The sequence below is a fragment of the Enterobacter cloacae complex sp. FDA-CDC-AR_0132 genome (assembly GCF_003010695.1).
GTDB classification, from domain to species: domain Bacteria; phylum Pseudomonadota; class Gammaproteobacteria; order Enterobacterales; family Enterobacteriaceae; genus Enterobacter; species Enterobacter ludwigii.
In genome coordinates, this window is sequence record NZ_CP027618.1 from 1,065,858 (window position 1) to 1,083,489 (window position 17,632).

Annotated in this window: 24 protein-coding genes; 13 read left to right on the forward strand and 11 right to left on the reverse strand. The window is 53.9% G+C overall.

Annotated elements, in window-relative coordinates; all coding sequences use genetic code 11:
- Nucleotides 1-22: 22 nt before the first annotated feature.
- The 4 genes from cgtA to rplU form a co-directional block, all read right to left on the reverse strand.
- Nucleotides 23-1,189: an Obg family GTPase CgtA gene (cgtA, locus tag AM379_RS05150; protein WP_106503522.1), complete on the reverse strand. Its 1,167-nt coding sequence runs from the start codon at nt 1,187-1,189 to the stop codon at nt 23-25.
- 15 nt (nt 1,190-1,204) lie between these two features.
- Nucleotides 1,205-2,170 carry a DMT family transporter gene (locus AM379_RS05155; RefSeq protein WP_014171799.1) on the reverse strand — a complete coding sequence of 322 codons (966 nt, stop codon included), beginning with the start codon at nt 2,168-2,170 and terminating at the stop codon, nt 1,205-1,207.
- Between the two features lie 96 nt (nt 2,171-2,266).
- Nucleotides 2,267-2,524: a 50S ribosomal protein L27 gene (rpmA, locus tag AM379_RS05160; RefSeq protein ID WP_004385076.1), complete on the reverse strand. Its 258-nt coding sequence runs from the start codon at nt 2,522-2,524 to the stop codon at nt 2,267-2,269.
- 19 nt (nt 2,525-2,543) lie between these two features.
- A complete protein-coding gene (gene rplU, locus AM379_RS05165; protein WP_003025032.1) occupies nt 2,544-2,855 on the reverse strand; it encodes a 50S ribosomal protein L21 in 312 nt (103 codons plus the stop codon).
- A gap of 256 nt (nt 2,856-3,111) precedes the next feature.
- Between rplU and ispB the strand changes: the two genes are divergently transcribed.
- Together ispB and sfsB are read left to right on the forward strand one after the other, a co-directional pair.
- Nucleotides 3,112-4,083, forward strand: a complete 972-nt coding sequence (gene ispB, locus AM379_RS05170; protein WP_106503523.1) for an octaprenyl diphosphate synthase — start codon at nt 3,112-3,114, stop codon at nt 4,081-4,083.
- A gap of 231 nt (nt 4,084-4,314) precedes the next feature.
- Nucleotides 4,315-4,602, forward strand: a complete 288-nt coding sequence (gene sfsB, locus AM379_RS05175) for a DNA-binding transcriptional regulator SfsB (protein WP_014171802.1) — start codon at nt 4,315-4,317, stop codon at nt 4,600-4,602.
- Between the two features lie 61 nt (nt 4,603-4,663).
- On the opposite strand, the gene murA is transcribed toward sfsB, so the two are convergent.
- From murA to mlaF, 7 genes are all read right to left on the reverse strand, one after another.
- Nucleotides 4,664-5,923 carry a UDP-N-acetylglucosamine 1-carboxyvinyltransferase gene (murA, locus tag AM379_RS05180; protein ID WP_020883531.1) on the reverse strand — a complete coding sequence of 420 codons (1,260 nt, stop codon included), beginning with the start codon at nt 5,921-5,923 and terminating at the stop codon, nt 4,664-4,666.
- Between the two features lie 50 nt (nt 5,924-5,973).
- A complete protein-coding gene (ibaG, locus tag AM379_RS05185; RefSeq protein WP_008501458.1) occupies nt 5,974-6,228 on the reverse strand; it encodes a BolA family iron metabolism protein IbaG in 255 nt (84 codons plus the stop codon).
- 126 nt (nt 6,229-6,354) lie between these two features.
- Complete coding sequence (gene mlaB, locus AM379_RS05190; RefSeq protein ID WP_014171806.1) at nt 6,355-6,648, reverse strand: lipid asymmetry maintenance protein MlaB; 294 nt, start codon at nt 6,646-6,648, stop codon at nt 6,355-6,357.
- Nucleotides 6,648-7,283, reverse strand: a complete 636-nt coding sequence (mlaC, locus tag AM379_RS05195) for a phospholipid-binding protein MlaC (RefSeq protein WP_014171807.1) — start codon at nt 7,281-7,283, stop codon at nt 6,648-6,650. Before mlaC ends, mlaB begins: the two co-directional genes overlap by 1 nt.
- A gap of 18 nt (nt 7,284-7,301) precedes the next feature.
- On the reverse strand, nt 7,302-7,850 hold the full coding sequence (gene mlaD / locus AM379_RS05200) for an outer membrane lipid asymmetry maintenance protein MlaD (protein ID WP_106504348.1): 549 nt from the start codon (nt 7,848-7,850) through the stop codon (nt 7,302-7,304).
- A 4-nt stretch (nt 7,851-7,854) separates the two neighbouring features.
- Entirely contained in the window at nt 7,855-8,637 is a 783-nt protein-coding gene (gene mlaE / locus AM379_RS05205; protein WP_010436044.1) for a lipid asymmetry maintenance ABC transporter permease subunit MlaE, read from the reverse strand.
- Nucleotides 8,638-8,644: 7 nt separating this feature from the next.
- Nucleotides 8,645-9,457: a phospholipid ABC transporter ATP-binding protein MlaF gene (mlaF, locus tag AM379_RS05210; protein WP_014171809.1), complete on the reverse strand. Its 813-nt coding sequence runs from the start codon at nt 9,455-9,457 to the stop codon at nt 8,645-8,647.
- Between the two features lie 231 nt (nt 9,458-9,688).
- Here mlaF and AM379_RS05215 point away from each other — a divergent pair, with 231 nt between their 5' ends.
- From AM379_RS05215 to npr, 11 genes are all read left to right on the forward strand, one after another.
- On the forward strand, nt 9,689-10,666 hold the full coding sequence (locus AM379_RS05215) for a calcium/sodium antiporter (RefSeq protein ID WP_020883528.1): 978 nt from the start codon (nt 9,689-9,691) through the stop codon (nt 10,664-10,666).
- 13 nt (nt 10,667-10,679) lie between these two features.
- A complete protein-coding gene (gene kdsD, locus AM379_RS05220) occupies nt 10,680-11,666 on the forward strand; it encodes an arabinose-5-phosphate isomerase KdsD (RefSeq protein ID WP_020883527.1) in 987 nt (328 codons plus the stop codon).
- A 14-nt stretch (nt 11,667-11,680) separates the two neighbouring features.
- Nucleotides 11,681-12,247, forward strand: coding sequence for a 3-deoxy-manno-octulosonate-8-phosphatase KdsC (kdsC, locus tag AM379_RS05225; RefSeq protein WP_014171813.1), 567 nt, complete (start codon nt 11,681-11,683; stop codon nt 12,245-12,247).
- Nucleotides 12,244-12,819 (forward strand): LPS export ABC transporter periplasmic protein LptC, encoded by a 576-nt coding sequence (gene lptC / locus AM379_RS05230; RefSeq protein WP_014171814.1) that lies wholly within the window; start codon nt 12,244-12,246, stop codon nt 12,817-12,819. Before kdsC ends, lptC begins: the two co-directional genes overlap by 4 nt.
- Nucleotides 12,788-13,342 carry a lipopolysaccharide ABC transporter substrate-binding protein LptA gene (lptA, locus tag AM379_RS05235; protein ID WP_020883526.1) on the forward strand — a complete coding sequence of 185 codons (555 nt, stop codon included), beginning with the start codon at nt 12,788-12,790 and terminating at the stop codon, nt 13,340-13,342. The genes lptC and lptA overlap by 32 nt, the downstream gene beginning before the upstream one ends.
- A 6-nt stretch (nt 13,343-13,348) precedes the next feature.
- Nucleotides 13,349-14,074 carry an LPS export ABC transporter ATP-binding protein gene (gene lptB, locus AM379_RS05240; RefSeq protein ID WP_014171816.1) on the forward strand — a complete coding sequence of 242 codons (726 nt, stop codon included), beginning with the start codon at nt 13,349-13,351 and terminating at the stop codon, nt 14,072-14,074.
- A 47-nt stretch (nt 14,075-14,121) separates the two neighbouring features.
- Nucleotides 14,122-15,555, forward strand: coding sequence for an RNA polymerase factor sigma-54 (rpoN, locus tag AM379_RS05245; protein WP_014171817.1), 1,434 nt, complete (start codon nt 14,122-14,124; stop codon nt 15,553-15,555).
- Between the two features lie 22 nt (nt 15,556-15,577).
- A complete protein-coding gene (gene hpf, locus AM379_RS05250; protein ID WP_014171818.1) occupies nt 15,578-15,865 on the forward strand; it encodes a ribosome hibernation promoting factor in 288 nt (95 codons plus the stop codon).
- Between the two features lie 82 nt (nt 15,866-15,947).
- A complete protein-coding gene (gene ptsN / locus AM379_RS05255; protein WP_014171819.1) occupies nt 15,948-16,439 on the forward strand; it encodes a PTS IIA-like nitrogen regulatory protein PtsN in 492 nt (163 codons plus the stop codon).
- Between the two features lie 45 nt (nt 16,440-16,484).
- On the forward strand, nt 16,485-17,339 hold the full coding sequence (rapZ, locus tag AM379_RS05260) for an RNase adapter RapZ (RefSeq protein WP_014171820.1): 855 nt from the start codon (nt 16,485-16,487) through the stop codon (nt 17,337-17,339).
- On the forward strand, nt 17,336-17,608 hold the full coding sequence (npr, locus tag AM379_RS05265) for a PTS phosphocarrier protein NPr (RefSeq protein WP_003861872.1): 273 nt from the start codon (nt 17,336-17,338) through the stop codon (nt 17,606-17,608). The genes rapZ and npr overlap by 4 nt, the downstream gene beginning before the upstream one ends.
- Nucleotides 17,609-17,632 lie beyond the last annotated feature (24 nt).

A 17,632-nucleotide genomic window follows, 5' to 3' on the forward strand; every position in this document is an offset into this window, starting at 1 on the left:
TTCCGGGGGCTTTAAACTGCGATTAGTGCTTGTAGATGAACTCGACACCTTCTTCGTCGTCTTCATCCCAGTCGTCGTCCCAGTCTTCTTCCTCTTCCACTTCCAGCTCTTCGAGCTGTTGGCGGTGGTAGTCATCCCACATGAATTCGACTTTTTCTGGCTGTTTCGCTTCTTCAGCCTGAACAACCGGGTTCTCGATGATAAAGGTCATCACATCCCAGCACAGATCTTTCACGCCAACCTGGCTTGCCGCGGAGATCAGGTAGTATTTATCTTCCCAGCCCATCGCTTCAGCAATGGCTTTCGCTTTCTCTTCCGCTTTATCCATCAGATCGATCTTGTTAAAGACCAGCCAGCGCGGCTTGTTCGCCAGTTTTTCGCTGTATTTTTCCAGCTCGCCGATAATGATGCGGGCATTTTCTACCGGATCGGAACCGTCGATTGGATCGATATCGATGAGATGCAGCAGTACGCGGCAGCGCTCAAGGTGTTTCAGGAAGCGGATACCCAGACCGGCACCTTCTGCAGCACCTTCAATCAGACCCGGGATATCAGCAACCACAAAGCTCTTCTCGTTATCCATACGGACAACGCCCAGGCTTGGTACCAGCGTGGTAAACGGATAATCCGCCACTTTTGGCTTGGCTGCAGAGACCGCGCGAATAAACGTCGATTTACCGGCGTTTGGCATACCCAGCATCCCGACATCGGCCAGAAGCATCAGCTCCAGCTGCAGATCGCGCTTGTCGCCCGGCGTACCCATCGTTTTCTGACGCGGGGTACGGTTAACGGACGATTTGAAACGGCTGTTACCCAGACCGTGCCAGCCGCCTTTCGCCACCATCAGACGCTGACCGTGTTTGGTCATATCGCCCATGGTTTCGCCCGTCCCCTGGTCAATCACACGCGTACCGACCGGAACCTTAATGGTCACGTCTTTACCGCGTTTGCCCGTACAGTCACGGCTTTGACCGTTCTGACCACGCTCAGCGCGGAAGGATTTTTCGAAACGGTAGTCGATCAGCGTGTTGAGGTTCTCATCCGCCTCCAGCCACACGTCACCGCCGTCCCCACCGTCACCGCCGTCAGGACCGCCACGTGGAATATATTTCTCACGGCGGAAGCTCACGCAACCATTGCCGCCATCACCTGCCACGACCAGGATTGTCGCTTCATCAACAAACTTCATTTTACTCTCCGTAACTCATTCGCCTGAGCGGGGGACTACTACGACCGCTTCATTTTTGCGCCAACGCCCCCAAAGACGATGACCAATGGCGGAATACATCGCGCCCGCAACCACGACAAACGCACCGAGATAGCCCAACATGTTGAGCATCGGTCTGACGAAGACATCGGGCCAGGCCATTGATAACAAATCTGAAAATAACAGCGTAAACAGCGGGGTAAGCGTAATGAGTGCGCTCACCTGTGCTGCCTGCCAGCGCGCCATCGCTTCGGCCAGCGCGCCATAACCGACCAGCGTGTTCAGCCCACAAAAAATGAGGCACGCCAGTTGCCAGTCGCTAAGCTGGGTAATCACACCCGGTTTTGCTAACGGCAATAATGCTATTGTACACAAAGTGTACAGCAAAAAGAGGATCTGCTGTGAGGCCAAACGACGCAATAACACCTTTTGCGCGACGCCATAACTCACCCAAACCGTTGCTGCTCCCACTCCGAAGATCACACCCCAGGTGTAATCCGTCAGTCGGGTAAAAATCTCTATCAGACTGGTGTTGAAGAACATCACCAGACCACAGAGCAACATGCTCGCCCCGATAATTTGCGTGCCACGCATCTTCTCCTTGAGGATAAAGACGCTGGCGACCATCATGCCGACCGGTGAAAGCTGACCAATCACCTGCGACGCCGTGGGGCTAAGATACTGCAGGGAAGAACTGAACAGTATGAAGTTACCGAACAGGCCACCCGTCGCGATAGCCAGCAACACCAGCCAGCGCGGTTTACGGAAGATACGCAACGGCGGAAGCTTACCTTTGATCGCGAGGATGGCCCCAAGGCCGATACTTGCCATCAGAAAGCGATAAAACACCACCGTTGGCGGCTCCATCACTTCCAGTACCTGCTTCATTGCAATTGGCAGCGCACCCCAGCACATTGCGGTCGTGAGCGCCAAAAGAATACCAATGCCGGCCTGCTGCTTCATGCCCGTTTTCCCTACAGAAAAAATTACCGGGTTTCCAATGTAAAAAGCCCCGCAACAGGTTGCGGGGCTTTAATCCGTTACCGGACCGAGAAAACCTTACTCAGCAACGATGCTGATGTATTTACGGTTGTTCGGGCCTTTAACTTCAAATTTCACTTTACCGTCTGCTTTAGCAAACAGAGTGTGGTCACGACCGCAACCTACGTTGTTGCCAGCGTGGAATTTGGTGCCACGTTGACGAACAATGATGCTACCCGCCAGAACGGATTCGCCACCGAAACGCTTAACGCCCAGGCGTTTAGCTTCTGAATCGCGACCGTTACGTGTGGAGCCGCCAGCCTTTTTATGTGCCATTTAAATCTCTCCTCAGGTCTTAGGCGCTGATGCCAGTAATTTTCACATCAGTGAACCACTGACGGTGGCCCTGCTGCTTACGGTAGTGTTTACGACGACGAAACTTAACGATTTTAACTTTCTCGCCACGACCGTGAGCAACAACTTCAGCTTTGATAACGCCGCCATCAACGAAAGGAACGCCGATTTTGACTTCTTCACCGTTTGCGATCATCAGAACTTCTGCGAACTCAACAGATTCGCCAGTTGCGATGTCCAGCTTTTCCAGGCGAACGGTCTGACCTTCGCTTACTCGGTGTTGTTTACCACCACTTTGGAAAACCGCGTACATATAAACTCCGCTTCCGCGCACATCCTCGTATGAATCAGAGTGCGCTATAAATATTCACAATAGGGCGCGAATATTACGCAAAACGCGAGCCTTTGACAAGTGCTACCATCAATACATGAAGAAAAAAAACACAACGCGTAAGGTAACGTTTATCTGAGCCGTTTTTTCAGTACAATCAGCACTACTATTGATAAACCTAACCCTTCGTTACCCCATTGAAGATGGGATAAACAGGATAAAAAGCCCGGCTTTTGCGATGAATTTAGAAAAAATCAACGAGTTAACCGCGCAAGATATGGCGGGTGTGAATGCAGCAATCCTGGAGCAACTCAATTCTGACGTTCAGCTGATCAATCAGTTGGGCTATTACATCGTCAGCGGCGGCGGTAAACGCATTCGCCCGATGATTGCCATCCTGGCTGCCCGAGCCGTCGGCTATCAGGGAAATGCTCACGTCGCGATCGCGGCACTGATCGAATTTATTCACACTGCGACGCTTCTTCATGATGATGTTGTGGATGAATCAGACATGCGCCGGGGTAAAGCCACCGCCAACGCCGCCTTTGGCAATGCTGCCAGCGTCCTGGTGGGGGATTTTATCTATACCCGTGCCTTCCAGATGATGACCAGCCTGGGTTCGCTGAAAGTGCTGGAGGTCATGTCTGAAGCCGTTAACGTGATTGCTGAAGGCGAAGTGCTTCAGCTGATGAACGTCAACGACCCTGACATCACCGAAGAAAACTACATGCGCGTAATTTACAGTAAAACCGCGCGCCTGTTTGAAGCGGCTGCACAGTGTTCCGGCATTCTGGCTGGCTGTAGCGAAGCCCAGGAAAAAGGGCTGCAGGACTATGGCCGTTATCTGGGTACCGCATTCCAGCTGATTGATGATTTGCTGGATTACAGTGCAGACGGCGAAACGCTCGGCAAAAACGTGGGCGATGACCTGAACGAAGGCAAACCGACGCTGCCGCTACTCCACGCGATGCGCAACGGGTCAGCCGACCAGGCGAAAATGATCCGTGAAGCGATCGAGCAGGGAAATGGTCGTCATCTTCTGGAACCTGTGCTGGAAACAATGGCCATTTGCGGATCGCTGGACTGGACACGTCAACGTGCCGAAGAAGAGGCGGATAAAGCCATCGCCGCACTTCAGGTCATCCCGGACAGCCCATGGCGCGATGCGCTCATTGGCCTTGCCCATATCGCCGTTCAGCGCGACCGTTAATCCTGCTCTCCCCTCCCCGCGGCCCTCGCGGGGAGATTCCAGTACACACCTGTATATTCCTCTTTCACGTAAACGCACCGGTTTACAGACCGCATGAATAAAGCCATGCCTTATTCTGAATATCCCTACCAGTAACGCGAACTTTTTAGAACAAGAAATTGAAATGGGTATAGTAAGGCCTGTCGTTTCAGACGAAATGGCGTAAGTGAATCCGAACTTAAGGACAGCGTTATGGATACGAAATTTATCGACTGGCACACAGCAGATATCATTGCGGCACTGCGCAAAAAAGGCACATCACTGGCTGCGGAATCTCGCCGCCATGGCCTGAGTTCTTCAACCCTGGCAAATGCCCTGACGCGCCCCTGGCCGAAGGGAGAATTGATCATTGCGACGGCGCTGGATACGCATCCGTGGGTGATCTGGCCTTCGCGTTACCACGATCCCATTACCCATGAATTTATCGACAGATCGCGCATGATCCGCCAGAGGAAAGTGAAGAAAGACCCGCAGGAATAGCGGTTTTCTTGACAGGAACAGCAACCCCCCGGTCATTTCTGGCAGGGGGCTGCCGGAACGATTACTCGCCCTTCACACGCTCGATATTCGCACCCAGCGCGCGCAGTTTATCTTCGATACGTTCATAGCCACGATCGATGTGATAAATACGATCAACGACCGTCGTCCCTTCCGCAATACACCCCGCCAGCACCAGGCTTGCAGATGCACGCAGATCGGTTGCCATCACCTGAGCACCAGACAGTTTCTCAACGCCATGGCAAATCACGGTATTACTCTCGATCTCAGCATGTGCGCCCATACGGATCAGTTCCGGTACGTGCATAAAGCGGTTTTCAAAGATGGTCTCGGTAATGAACCCCGTCCCTTCCGCCACCAGGTTTAACAGGGTGAACTGCGCCTGCATATCGGTCGGGAAAGCAGGATGCGGAGCTGTACGCACGTTTACCGCTTTTGGACGATTGCCGTGCATGTCCAGGCTGATCCAGTCTTCACCGATTTCGATATCAGCGCCTGCGTCACGCAGTTTCGCCAGCACCGCATCCAGGGTATCTGGCTGCGCGTTGCGGCAGGTAATTTTCCCGCCTGAAATCGCGGCAGCAACCAGGAACGTCCCGGTTTCGATACGGTCTGGCAGGACGCGGTACACACCGCCGCCCAGACGCTCAACGCCTTCGATGGTGATACGGTCGGTGCCCTGGCCAGTAATCTTCGCACCCAGCGCCACGAGGAAGTTCGCGGTATCCACAATCTCCGGTTCACGCGCGGCGTTTTCGATGATGGTAGTACCTTCTGCCAGCGTTGCCGCAGACATGATGGTGACGGTGGCACCAACGCTAACTTTGTCCATGACAATGTGCGCACCTTTCAGGCGGCCATTCACAGACGCTTTAACATAACCTTCTTCGAGTTTGATCTCGGCGCCCAGTTTCTCCAGGCCAAAGATGTGCAGGTCAACCGGACGTGCACCGATTGCGCAGCCACCCGGCAGGGAAACCTGACCCTGACCAAAACGTGCCACCAGCGGGCCAAGCGCCCAGATGGATGCACGCATGGTTTTCACCAGATCGTAAGGTGCAGAGAAGTTGTTTACGTTGCTGGCGTCGATCCAGACGGAACCGTTACGCTCAACTTTAGTGCCCAGTTGGCTGAGCAACTTCATGGTGGTGTCGATATCTTTCAGCTTCGGTACGTTCTGAATTTCTACCGGCTCTTCCGCGAGCAGCGCAGCAAAGAGGATGGGCAGCGCGGCATTTTTTGCGCCAGAAATTGTGACTTCGCCCTGGAGACGCGTTGGCCCCTGTACACGAAATTTATCCATTGTGTGCTCTCTTATAAATTCAACCGTGCTGCGGGCGTGTCGCCCACAACTCAAAAACCGTTTAGTTTGCGATCGCGTGCCCACTCTTGAGGGGTGAACGCTTTAATCGACAGGGCGTGGATGCGGTTATCCGCAATGTATTCCATCAGCGGCGCGTATACAGCCTGCTGTTTCTTCACACGGCTCATACCGTCGAACATCTCACCCACAGCAATAACCTGGAAGTGACTGCCATCGCCAGTGACGTGGGCTTCCTGAAGGGAGAGTGCATTCATCAGCACTGTCTGGATTTCATGATTTTCCATGGGTTCTTAATCATCTGATAGTGAAAACAAGCCCAACATCTTAGAGCAAAGTGGCGTCGTCTTAAACAAGCAAAAAGCCCCGACGATGAATCTGTCAGGGCTTTCAGAAGTAACGCACTGAAAATATTAACGAGGCAGTACGTCCTGAGGGAGATTATAGAGCTGGGCCAGGGTGACCACATTATCGCTCGCCGCGTGCAGCGTAACGCTTGTCCCCTGCTTTTTCCCCACGGCAACAAGATGGGCCAGCAGCGCGACGCCTGCCGTGTCCACCCGTGAAATGCCGCTCAGATCGATAACCGTCACGCCCTGCATCGCTTCAAAACGTTTGTCCCAGAGCGGGTTCAGCAGATCCTGGTCGAGTTCACCCGTCAGCTTCAACGTCTCACCCTCACGCGACCAGCTCAGTTGATCCGACATTACTTCTTCTCGTCCAGAGAGATTTTCTGACGCGAGATAGACTGCAGCTGTGCGGTCAGGCCATCAATGCCTTTGGTGCGCAGCAGGTCACTCCACTCGTTCTGTTTAGTGGTGATCATGCTCACCCCTTCCGCAATCATGTCATAGGCCTGCCAGTGACCGGTCTGGCTGTTTTTACGCCACTGGAAGTCCAGGCGTACTGGCGGACGGCCATTAGGATCGATAATCGTGACGCGGATAGGAATGATAGTCGCGTCGCCCAGCGGCTGCTCTGGCGCAATCTGATAGGTCTGACCGTGATACATCGCCAGTGCCTGACCGTAAGCCTGTTTCAGGTATTCACGGAACGCGGCAAAATAGGCGTCGCGCTGCGCCGGGGTCGCGTCTTTGTAATAACGGCCCAGAACCAGCGCACCCGCATATTTGATCTGCACGTACGGCAGAAGCTCTTGATCAACCACGTCGCGCAGATAATCAGGATTGGAACGAATTTTCGGCTGTTCGTTTTTAAGCCGGTCGAAGGTCTTCTTCGCAGCCTCATCCATCAGTTTGTACGGGTTACTCTGATCCGCAGCATGCGCCGCGGTGAGAGGGGCAATGACCAGCATGGCAACCATTAACAGTCGTTTAAACATGAATGACTTCTCCTGAAATTAATTCGTCGTGCCTGGTGTCGGTGCGACACTGGCAGGATCTTCGCTCTGCGCAGGGGCAGCGTTGGACTTCTTATCATCTCCTTTACTGTTATAAAGGAACTGACCAATCATATCCTCCAGTACCATCGCGGACTTCGTATCCTGGATTACGCTACCGTCTTTAAGGATAGTCGTTCCCAGCTCCGGGTCTTCAAAACCGACGTTAAGCGCCAGATATTGCTCACCCAGGAGGCCGGACGTGCGGATAGAAAGCGAGCTGGTGTCCGGGATATGGTTGTAACGCTCTTCAATATCCATCGACACGCGCGGCAGATAGGTTTTCTCATCAAGCGTAATGTCAGAGACGCGCCCGATGACCACCCCGCCTATACGTACCGGCGAGCGCGCCTTCAGCCCGCCGATGTTATCAAAGGTCGCATAAATGCGATAAGTCGGCTCGGTGCGCACAGACGTGATATCCGCCGCTCTCAGGCAGATAAACAGCGCGGCCAGCAACGCCAGTAACAGGAACACGCCGACCCAAATTTCATTTTTTCTCGTTTGCATGAACTCAATTCCCAAACATCAGTGCGGTGAGCACAAAATCCAGACCCAGTACGGCCAGCGACGAATGTACGACAGTACGTGTAGTTGCACGGCTGATGCCCGCCGAGGTCGGGATCGCATCATAGCCATTGAACAAGGCGATCCAGGTGACCGTAATGGCAAATACCACGCTTTTAATCAGACAGTTAACCAGATCCATTCGCAGATCGATGGCGTCCTGCATGGCCGACCAGAAGAAGCCAGCATCGATGCCCTTCCAGTGAACGCCAACCAGCGAACCGCCCCAGATACCCACGGCGACAAAGAGGATCGTCAGGAGCGGTAAGGAAATCACCCCCGCCCAGAAGCGTGGCGAGATCACGCGACGCAGCGGGTCGACCGCCATCATCTCCATGCTGGAAAGCTGCTCGGTCGCACGCATCAGGCCAATTTCAGCGGTCAATGCTGACCCTGCACGCCCGGCGAACAACAGCGCCGCCACCACCGGCCCCAGTTCACGCAGCAGCGACAGCGCCACCAGCATGCCGAGGCTGGTTTCGGCGCTGTAGGTCGTCAGAACCAGGTAGCCCTGCAGCCCCAGCACCATGCCGATAAACAGACCGGAGACAATGATGATGAGCATCGACAGCACGCCGACATTATAGAGCTGCCGCACCAGTAGCGGTGCATGCTTACGAAATTCCGGCTTGCCGACCAGCGCGTTGAACAACATCAATCCGGCACGCCCGAACGTCCTGATGGTTTTTATGCCACGGTGTCCAAGAGCGGCCAATGCATTTAACAGCATCAGTGGCTTAACTCCCTATTCCCAGTAAATCGTCACGATAGTCGCCCGCCGGGTAGCGGAACGGCACAGGCCCATCCGCAATGCCGTCGAGGAACTGCCGTACACGCGGATCGCAGTTTTCCTGCAACGCCTGAGCGCTGCCATGCGCAACGATCCTTTTGTCTGCCACAATGTAGGCATAGTCGGCGATGCTCAACACTTCCGGTACATCGTGAGAAACCACAATGCAGGTTACGCCGAGCGCGCTGTTCAGTTCAGAGATGAGCTTCACCAGCACGCCCATCGTGATAGGGTCCTGCCCGACGAACGGTTCGTCGAACATGATTAAATCGGGTTCTAAGGCGATGGCGCGTGCCAGCGCGGCACGACGTGCCATACCGCCGGACAGCTCTGAGGGCATCAGTTTTGCAGCCCCTCGCAGTCCCACGGCTTCAAGCTTCATCATCACCGTACTTTTCAGCAGCTCTGGCGGCAGACGGGTGTGTTCGCGCAGCGGATAGGCCACGTTATCAAAGACGTTCATGTCCGTGAACAACGCTCCCGACTGGAAAAGCATACTCATGCGTTTACGAACAGTATACAGGCGCGATCGTGACATCTCGGGGATGTTTTCGCCGTCAAAGAGGATTTCACCGCTATCGGGTGGGATCTGGCCACCAATAAGGCGCAGCAGGGTCGTTTTACCGATCCCGGACGGCCCCATGATGGCAGTGATCTTGCCACGCGGTACGGTCAACGAAATATCATCGAATATCAATCTGTTGGCGCGAGAAAAACTCACACCCCGGACATCAACTAAATTCGCCATAGTTTGGCTCATTTATGGTTCCTTTCTTACCCTGCTCACGTTAAGCATGCAGACTGAATCAGCCCTAAACTCAGCATTTTTACAGAATATTAGCCGTTGAGGTTAGCGAAAGCTGGCATTTGTTTTACTTTTCCGGCGCATAAAGTCAAAATTAGGAATTCGTTACGCCTCAGACTGTATGCAGTCCTGCCATTCCATTCCTGCGCGATGGACCGACGAGTATACCTGAAGAAAGGACTTTTGATGCTTTTAGCAACAGCACTGTTAATAATTGGTTTACTTTTGGTGGTCTACAGTGCTGACCGTTTGGTATTTGCTGCATCTATCCTGTGCCGCCTGACTGGCGTACCGCCTGTCGTCATCGGGATGACCGTGGTCAGTGTCGGCACCTCGCTTCCTGAAATCATCGTCTCTGTCACGGCATCACTGCATGGTCAGTTAGACCTTGCCGTCGGCACCGCGATTGGTTCCAACATCGTCAATATCTTACTGATCCTTGGCCTGGCGGCCCTGCTCCATCCATTTCGCGTGCATTCTGATGTTCTGCGCCGTGAATTGCCGCTAATGTTAATCGTAAGCCTGCTGGCAGGGTGCGTATTTTATGATGGCGTACTGAGCTACGGTGACGGCATTTTCTTGCTGGCGCTGGCCGTTATCTGGCTATTGTATAGTGTTAAAATCGCCCGTCTGGCAGAAAAACAGGGCCAGGACAGCCTGACGCGAGAGCAGGTCGCCGAACTCCCGCGTGAAGGCACGCTGCCTGTGGCGCTGCTGTGGCTCGGCGTCGCGCTGATCATCATGCCGATGGCCACGCGCATGGTCGTCGATAACGCCACGGTGCTGGCGAACTATTTCGCCATGAGTGAGCTCACCATTGGCCTGACGGTCATTGCCATTGGCACCAGTCTGCCAGAACTTGCCACCGCTATCGCAGGGGCACGTAAAGGTGAAGATGACATTGCCATAGGCAATATTATCGGTTCAAACATTTTTAATATCGCCATCGTGATGGGCCTGCCGGCCCTGATAACGCCCGGGCCTTTTAACCCCCTGGCATTCTCACGCGATTACGGGGTGATGTTGCTGGTCAGCGTCATTTTTGCCCTGCTCTGCTGGCGGCGGCAACGACAGATCGGCAAAGGCGCAGGGGCGCTGCTGACGGGTGGATTTATCGTATGGATGGCGATGCTGTACTGGCTTTCGCCTCTTCTCTCTGGGTAAACGGAAACGCATTATGTCGCAAATAGAATTGCAGCCGGGTTTTGACTTTCAGAAAGCAGGCAAAGAGGTTCTGGAGATTGAACGTGAAGGTCTGGCGCAGTTAGATCAGTACATTAATCAGGATTTTAGTCTGGCATGTGAGAAGATGTTCTACTGTGCCGGTAAAGTCGTGGTGATGGGCATGGGCAAGTCCGGTCACATTGGGCGCAAAATGGCGGCAACGTTTGCCAGCACCGGAACCTCTTCCTTCTTTGTACACCCGGGGGAAGCCGCGCACGGCGATCTGGGCATGGTAACGCCGCAGGATATCGTCATCGCGCTGTCGAACTCCGGTGAGTCTAATGAGATCCTGGCGCTGATCCCCGTGCTGAAGCGGCTGCGGGTTCCGCTTATTTGCATGACCAGCCGCCCGGAAAGTAGCATGGCGCGCGCGGCGGATATTCACCTGTGCGTGAAAGTGCCTAAAGAAGCCTGTCCGCTGGGTCTTGCTCCAACGTCCAGCACGACCGCTGCGCTGGTCATGGGCGATGCGCTTGCCGTTGCGTTGCTGGAAGCCCGCGGTTTTACCCCGGAAGATTTCGCGCTTTCCCACCCAGGTGGCGCGCTCGGGCGTAAGCTTCTGCTTCGGGTTAACGATATTATGCACACTGGCGATGAGATCCCTCACGTCAGTAAAGAGGCCTCCCTGCGCGATGCGCTGCTGGAGATCACCCGCAAGAATCTGGGTATGACGGTTGTGTGCGACGACCTGATGAAGATCCAGGGGATCTTCACCGATGGCGACCTGCGCCGCGTGTTCGACATGGGTGTTGATGTTCGCACGCTGGGCATCGCTGATGTGATGACGTCCGGCGGTATCCGTGTTCGTCCTGGCACGCTGGCGGTGGATGTGCTGAACCTGATGCAGTCCCGTCATATCACCTCAGTGATGGTTGCCGATGGCGACCAGTTGCTGGGTGTGGTACATATGCATGATCTGCTGCGCGCAGGCGTAGTGTAATGAAGGATAAGACAATGAGTAATGCGGGTGCATCCCTTGCAACCTGTTATGGTCCGGTCAGTACCCATATGATGGCAAAGGCGGAAAATATTCGCCTGCTCATCCTGGATGTGGATGGGGTACTCTCTGATGGCCTGATTTACATGGGCAATAATGGTGAAGAGCTGAAAGCGTTTAACGTTCGCGATGGCTACGGTATTCGTTGTGCGCTCACATCAGGCATCGACGTTGCCATCATCACCGGTCGGAAAGCTAAACTGGTTGAAGACCGTTGTGAAACGTTAGGCATTACCCATCTGTATCAGGGTCAGTCCGATAAGATGGCGGCGTTCAACGATTTACTGGGTAAACTGGCCGTCGCGCCGGAAAACGTGGCCTATGTCGGGGACGATCTGATTGACTGGCCGGTGATGGCTGAAGTCGGTCTGAGTATCGCCGTGGCCGATGCGCATCCGCTGCTGATCCCGCGCGCTGACTATGTCACCCATATCAACGGTGGCCGTGGTGCCGTACGTGAAGTCTGCGATCTGCTTTTGCTGGCGCAGGGCAAGCTTGATGAGGCCAAAGGGCAATCGATATGAGTAAAACCAGACGTTGGGTTATCATTCTGCTTTCGCTTGTCGCACTGGTATTGATTGGCGTGAACCTTGCCGATCGCGACGATACGCAGACGGAAGTGGTCAATACGAGCGAGCCAACCTATAAAAGCGATCACAGTGACACCGTGGTCTACAGCCCGGAAGGTGCGCTGAACTATCGCCTGATTGCCCAGCATGTTGAATATTTTTCAGATGACGGTATTTCGTGGTTTACCCAGCCCGTCATGACCACGTTTGATAAAGACAAAGTGCCGACGTGGTCGATTAAATCTGACCGGGCAAAACTGACGAATGACCGTATGCTTTATCTGTATGGCCACGTTGAAGTCAACGCCCTGACCGCTGACTCACAACTGCGCAAAATCACGACGGATAATGCACAGATCAACCTCGTGACCCAGGACGTGACGTCGCAGGATCTGGTCACACTGTATGGCACAACATTTAATTCCAGCGGTTTAAGAATGCGCGGGAACTTACGCAGCAAAAACGCCGAGCTGATTGAAAAGGTTAGAACCTCCTATGAAATTCAAAACAAACAAACTCAGCCTTAAAGTAATTATCGCCAGTGCGATGCTGGCGACCAGTCTTCCCGCGCTTGCTGTAACGGGCGATACTGACCAGCCTATCCATATCGAGTCCGACACGCAGTCGCTTGATATGCAAGGCAATGTCGTTACCTTTACCGGTAACGTCGTCATGACCCAGGGCACCATCAAAATCAACGCCGATAAAGTGGTCGTTACCCGTCCCGGTGGCGAGCAAGGCAAAGAGATCATTGATGGCTATGGCAACCCGGCAACCTTCTACCAGATGCAGGATAACGGCAAACCCGTGAAAGGTCGCGCCACGCATATGCACTATGAGCTGGCGAAGGACCTGGTCATCCTGACCGGTAACGCTTATCTGGAACAGCTGGACAGCAACATCACCGGCGACCAGATCACCTATCTGGTGAAAGAGCAAAAAATGCAGGCCTCCAGCGAGAAAGGCAAACGCGTAACCACCGTGCTGGTTCCGTCGCAGCTGCAGGACAAAGGTAAGGGTCAGGCCCCGGCACAGAAGAAGAGTAACTAATTCGTTATGGCAACATTAACTGCAAAAAATCTCGCGAAGGCCTATAAGGGCCGCCGTGTCGTAGAAGATGTCAGTCTGACCGTCAACTCCGGCGAAATTGTAGGCCTGCTTGGCCCTAACGGTGCGGGCAAGACCACAACCTTCTACATGGTCGTTGGCATTGTGTCGCGCGATGCGGGCAACATCGTCATTGATGATGAAGATATCAGTCTTCTGCCGCTGCATGCGCGTGCGCGTCGCGGTATCGGCTATCTGCCGCAGGAAGCCTCCATTTTCCGCCGCCTGAGCGTCTTTGATAACCTGATGGCCGTCCTGCAAATTCGTGACGATCTGACCAGCGAACAGCGTCAGGACCGGGCTAACGAGCTGATGGAAGAGTTCCATATCGAACATCTGCGCGACAGCCTCGGTCAGGCGCTGTCCGGCGGTGAACGCCGTCGCGTTGAGATTGCGCGTGCGCTGGCTGCAAACCCGAAATTTATCCTTCTGGATGAACCGTTTGCAGGCGTTGACCCCATCTCCGTTATCGACATTAAACGTATCATTGAGCATCTGCGCGACAGCGGGCTTGGCGTACTGATCACTGACCATAACGTCCGTGAAACGCTGGCCGTGTGCGAACGCGCATACATCGTGAGCCAGGGCAATCTGATCGCCCACGGTACGCCGCAGCAGATCCTCGAAGATGATCATGTTAAGCGTGTCTACCTTGGGGAAGACTTCAGACTCTGATAGGGTAGAGGTAATGTAACGCCGAACCGGAGAAAAATGCTCTGAACATGAAGCAAGGTTTGCAATTACGGCTCAGCCAACAACTGGCGATGACGCCGCAGCTACAGCAGGCGATTCGCCTGTTGCAACTGTCCACCTTAGAACTCCAGCAGGAGCTCCAGCAAGCGCTGGATAGTAATCCGTTGCTGGAGCAAGCCGATCTTCATGAAGAGGTAGATACCCAGCAGTCGCAGGATACTGAAGCACTCGACACCGCCGATGCGCTCGAACAAAAAGAGATGCCGGACGAGCTTCCGCTGGATGCCAGCTGGGATGAAATCTACACCGCCGGAACCCCTTCCGGTACGCGTGCAGACTACCAGGACGATGAGCTACCGGTTTATCAGGGTGAAACTACCCAGTCACTGCAGGATTACCTGATGTGGCAGGTGGAACTTACCCCCTTCTCCGATACCGACCGCGCGATAGCGACATCCATTGTCGATGCCGTGGATGACACCGGTTATCTGACCGTCACGCTGGACGAAATTCTGGAAAGCATGGGTGACGAAGAGATTGAACTCGAGGAGATAGAAGCCGTTCTGAAGCGCATTCAGCGTTTCGATCCGGTTGGGGTGGCCGCAAAAGATCTGCGCGACTGCCTGCTTATCCAACTTTCTCAGTTCAGCAAAGAGACGCCATGGCTTGATGAAGCCCGCTTAATCATCAGCGACCATCTGGATCTTCTGGCCAATCACGATTTCCGCAGCCTGATGCGCGTCACGCGCCTGAAAGAAGAGGTGCTGAAAGAGGCGGTCAATCTGATTCAGTCCCTCGATCCGCGCCCCGGTCAGTCCATTCAGACCAGCGAACCCGAGTACGTCATCCCGGATGTGCTGGTCAGAAAACACAATGACCGCTGGGTCGTTGAACTGAACTCAGACAGCATCCCTCGCCTGCAAATCAACCAGCAGTATGCCTCCATGTGCACCAGCGTGCGTAACGACTCCGATAATCAATACATTCGTAGCAATTTGCAGGAAGCGCGATGGTTGATCAAAAGTCTGGAGAGCCGAAATGATACGCTGCTCCGCGTAAGCCGCTGTATTGTCGAACAGCAGCAGGCGTTCTTTGAGCAGGGCGAAGAGTATATGAAACCGATGGTGCTGGCGGATATCGCCCAGGCCGTCGAGATGCATGAATCAACCATTTCCCGCGTGACCACGCAGAAGTATCTGCACAGTCCACGCGGTATTTTTGAGCTTAAGTATTTCTTCTCCAGCCATGTGAATACCGAGGGCGGCGGTGAAGCGTCGTCAACGGCCATTCGCGCCCTGGTGAAGAAGTTGATCGCCGCGGAGAACCCCGCGAAGCCACTGAGCGACAGTAAGTTAACCACCATACTGTCCGACCAGGGTATTATGGTGGCACGCCGAACTGTTGCGAAGTATCGAGAGTCTTTATCCATTCCGCCGTCTAACCAGCGTAAACAGCTGGTCTGACACAACCGATAAGGAAGACACTATGCAGCTCAATATCACAGGACATAACGTCGAGATTACTGAGGCTTTACGTGATTTTGTGAATGCTAAATTCGCGAAACTCGAGCAGTATTTCGAAAGGATCAACCAGGTCTATGTTGTATTGAAAGTGGAGAAAGTGACTCATATCTCGGATGCGACCCTGCATGTCAACGGGGGTGAGCTCCATGCCAGTGCGGAAGGGCAAGACATGTACGCTGCTATCGACGGCTTGATTGATAAGCTTGCACGACAGCTCAATAAACATAAAGACAAACTGAAACAACACTAATTGTCCGGGCAGTTAACGGGTGCAGGAAGGCCTGTTGTGAAACACAACAGGCCGTTTGTACAGTTAGCGCTTAGGTGAAATTATGATGAACAACGATTCCGCTCTTCAACTGAGCAATGTCCTTAACCAGGAATGTACGCGCAGTGCTGTTCACTGCCAGAGCAAAAAACGTGCGCTGGAGATCATCAGTGAACTGGCCGCAAAACAGCTGGGCCTGCCGCCGCAGGTCGTGTTCGAGGCGATCCTGACCCGTGAAAAAATGGGCAGTACCGGCATCGGCAACGGCATCGCGATCCCGCACGGCAAACTGGAAGAGGACACCCTGCGTGCCGTCGGTGTGTTTGTGCAGCTGGAGACGCCTATCGCCTTCGATGCCATCGATAATCAGCCCGTCGATCTCCTCTTCGCGCTGCTGGTGCCTGCCGACCAGACGAAAACCCATTTGCATACGCTTTCGCTGGTCGCAAAACGCCTGGCCGATAAAACCATTTGCCGTCGACTGCGCGCAGCCCAAAGTGATGAAGAGCTATATCAAATTATCACTGAAGCAGAAGGCAATCAGGATGATGCATAACCAGGAGATGGCCTTCACATCTGTTGTCCTGAGGAGAAACGGAACATGGTGCTGATGATTGTCAGTGGCCGTTCAGGGTCCGGGAAATCCGTGGCCCTGCGCGCGCTGGAAGACATGGGGTTTTACTGCGTAGATAACCTGCCGGTCGTGCTGTTGCCCGACCTGGCACGCACGCTTGCGGAGAGGCAAATCTCTGCCGCCGTCAGTATCGACGTTCGTAACATGCCTGAATCGCCAGAAATTTTTGAACAGGCAATGAGCAACCTGCCTGATTCATTCTCGCCTCAGTTGCTGTTCCTCGATGCAGACCGCAATACTCTGATCCGTCGCTACAGCGATACCCGTCGTTTGCATCCGCTTTCCAGCAAGAACCTCTCGCTGGAAAGTGCTATCGACGAAGAGAGCGATCTGCTGGAACCGCTGCGTTCCCGTGCTGACCTGATTGTCGATACGTCCGAAATGTCCGTGCATGAACTGGCGGAAATGCTGCGTACCCGTTTACTGGGCAAACGCGAGCGTGAACTGACGATGGTGTTCGAGTCATTCGGCTTTAAGCACGGTATTCCTATCGATGCGGATTATGTTTTCGACGTGCGCTTCCTGCCGAACCCGCACTGGGATCCGAAGCTGCGTCCAATGACCGGTCTCGATAAGCCCGTCGCGGCCTTCCTCGACAGACACACAGAAGTTCACAATTTTATCTACCAGACGCGAAGCTACCTTGAGCTATGGTTACCTATGCTGGAGACAAACAATCGTAGCTACCTGACCGTGGCGATTGGCTGTACCGGCGGTAAACATCGTTCGGTCTATATCGCCGAACAGCTGGCCGACTATTTCCGCTCACGCGGAAAGAACGTTCAGTCCCGTCATCGCACGCTGGAAAAACGTAAAACATGACCGTAAAACAAACCGTTGAGATCACCAATAAGCTGGGCATGCATGCACGTCCGGCGATGAAACTGTTTGAGCTGATGCAGGGTTTCGATGCAGAAGTTCTGCTGCGTAACGATGAAGGTACCGAGGCGGAAGCGAACAGCGTGATTGCGCTGCTAATGCTGGACTCCGCCAAAGGCCGCCAGATTGAAGTAGAAGCTACCGGTCCACAGGAAGAGGAAGCGCTGGCGGCGGTGATTGCGCTGTTTAACGCCGGGTTTGACGAAGACTAACGCCTCTTTCATGGCGGGTAGCGC

Excerpts from the sequence above, each read along its gene's own strand:
- cgtA (WP_106503522.1), bottom strand. The coding sequence starts at position 1,189 with ATGAAGTTTGTTGATGAAGCGACAATCCTGGTCGTGGCAGGTGATGGC.
- AM379_RS05155 (WP_014171799.1), bottom strand. The coding sequence starts at position 2,170 with ATGAAGCAGCAGGCCGGCATTGGTATTCTTTTGGCGCTCACGACCGCA.
- rpmA (WP_004385076.1), bottom strand. The coding sequence starts at position 2,524 with ATGGCACATAAAAAGGCTGGCGGCTCCACACGTAACGGTCGCGATTCA.
- rplU (WP_003025032.1), bottom strand. The coding sequence starts at position 2,855 with ATGTACGCGGTTTTCCAAAGTGGTGGTAAACAACACCGAGTAAGCGAA.
- ispB (WP_106503523.1), top strand. The coding sequence starts at position 3,112 with ATGAATTTAGAAAAAATCAACGAGTTAACCGCGCAAGATATGGCGGGT.
- sfsB (WP_014171802.1), top strand. The coding sequence starts at position 4,315 with ATGGATACGAAATTTATCGACTGGCACACAGCAGATATCATTGCGGCA.
- murA (WP_020883531.1), bottom strand. The coding sequence starts at position 5,923 with ATGGATAAATTTCGTGTACAGGGGCCAACGCGTCTCCAGGGCGAAGTC.
- ibaG (WP_008501458.1), bottom strand. The coding sequence starts at position 6,228 with ATGGAAAATCATGAAATCCAGACAGTGCTGATGAATGCACTCTCCCTT.
- mlaB (WP_014171806.1), bottom strand. The coding sequence starts at position 6,648 with ATGTCGGATCAACTGAGCTGGTCGCGTGAGGGTGAGACGTTGAAGCTG.
- mlaC (WP_014171807.1), bottom strand. The coding sequence starts at position 7,283 with ATGTTTAAACGACTGTTAATGGTTGCCATGCTGGTCATTGCCCCTCTC.
- mlaD (WP_106504348.1), bottom strand. The coding sequence starts at position 7,850 with ATGCAAACGAGAAAAAATGAAATTTGGGTCGGCGTGTTCCTGTTACTG.
- mlaE (WP_010436044.1), bottom strand. The coding sequence starts at position 8,637 with ATGCTGTTAAATGCATTGGCCGCTCTTGGACACCGTGGCATAAAAACC.
- mlaF (WP_014171809.1), bottom strand. The coding sequence starts at position 9,457 with ATGAGCCAAACTATGGCGAATTTAGTTGATGTCCGGGGTGTGAGTTTT.
- AM379_RS05215 (WP_020883528.1), top strand. The coding sequence starts at position 9,689 with ATGCTTTTAGCAACAGCACTGTTAATAATTGGTTTACTTTTGGTGGTC.
- kdsD (WP_020883527.1), top strand. The coding sequence starts at position 10,680 with ATGTCGCAAATAGAATTGCAGCCGGGTTTTGACTTTCAGAAAGCAGGC.
- kdsC (WP_014171813.1), top strand. The coding sequence starts at position 11,681 with ATGAGTAATGCGGGTGCATCCCTTGCAACCTGTTATGGTCCGGTCAGT.
- lptC (WP_014171814.1), top strand. The coding sequence starts at position 12,244 with ATGAGTAAAACCAGACGTTGGGTTATCATTCTGCTTTCGCTTGTCGCA.
- lptA (WP_020883526.1), top strand. The coding sequence starts at position 12,788 with ATGAAATTCAAAACAAACAAACTCAGCCTTAAAGTAATTATCGCCAGT.
- lptB (WP_014171816.1), top strand. The coding sequence starts at position 13,349 with ATGGCAACATTAACTGCAAAAAATCTCGCGAAGGCCTATAAGGGCCGC.
- rpoN (WP_014171817.1), top strand. The coding sequence starts at position 14,122 with ATGAAGCAAGGTTTGCAATTACGGCTCAGCCAACAACTGGCGATGACG.
- hpf (WP_014171818.1), top strand. The coding sequence starts at position 15,578 with ATGCAGCTCAATATCACAGGACATAACGTCGAGATTACTGAGGCTTTA.
- ptsN (WP_014171819.1), top strand. The coding sequence starts at position 15,948 with ATGATGAACAACGATTCCGCTCTTCAACTGAGCAATGTCCTTAACCAG.
- rapZ (WP_014171820.1), top strand. The coding sequence starts at position 16,485 with ATGGTGCTGATGATTGTCAGTGGCCGTTCAGGGTCCGGGAAATCCGTG.
- npr (WP_003861872.1), top strand. The coding sequence starts at position 17,336 with ATGACCGTAAAACAAACCGTTGAGATCACCAATAAGCTGGGCATGCAT.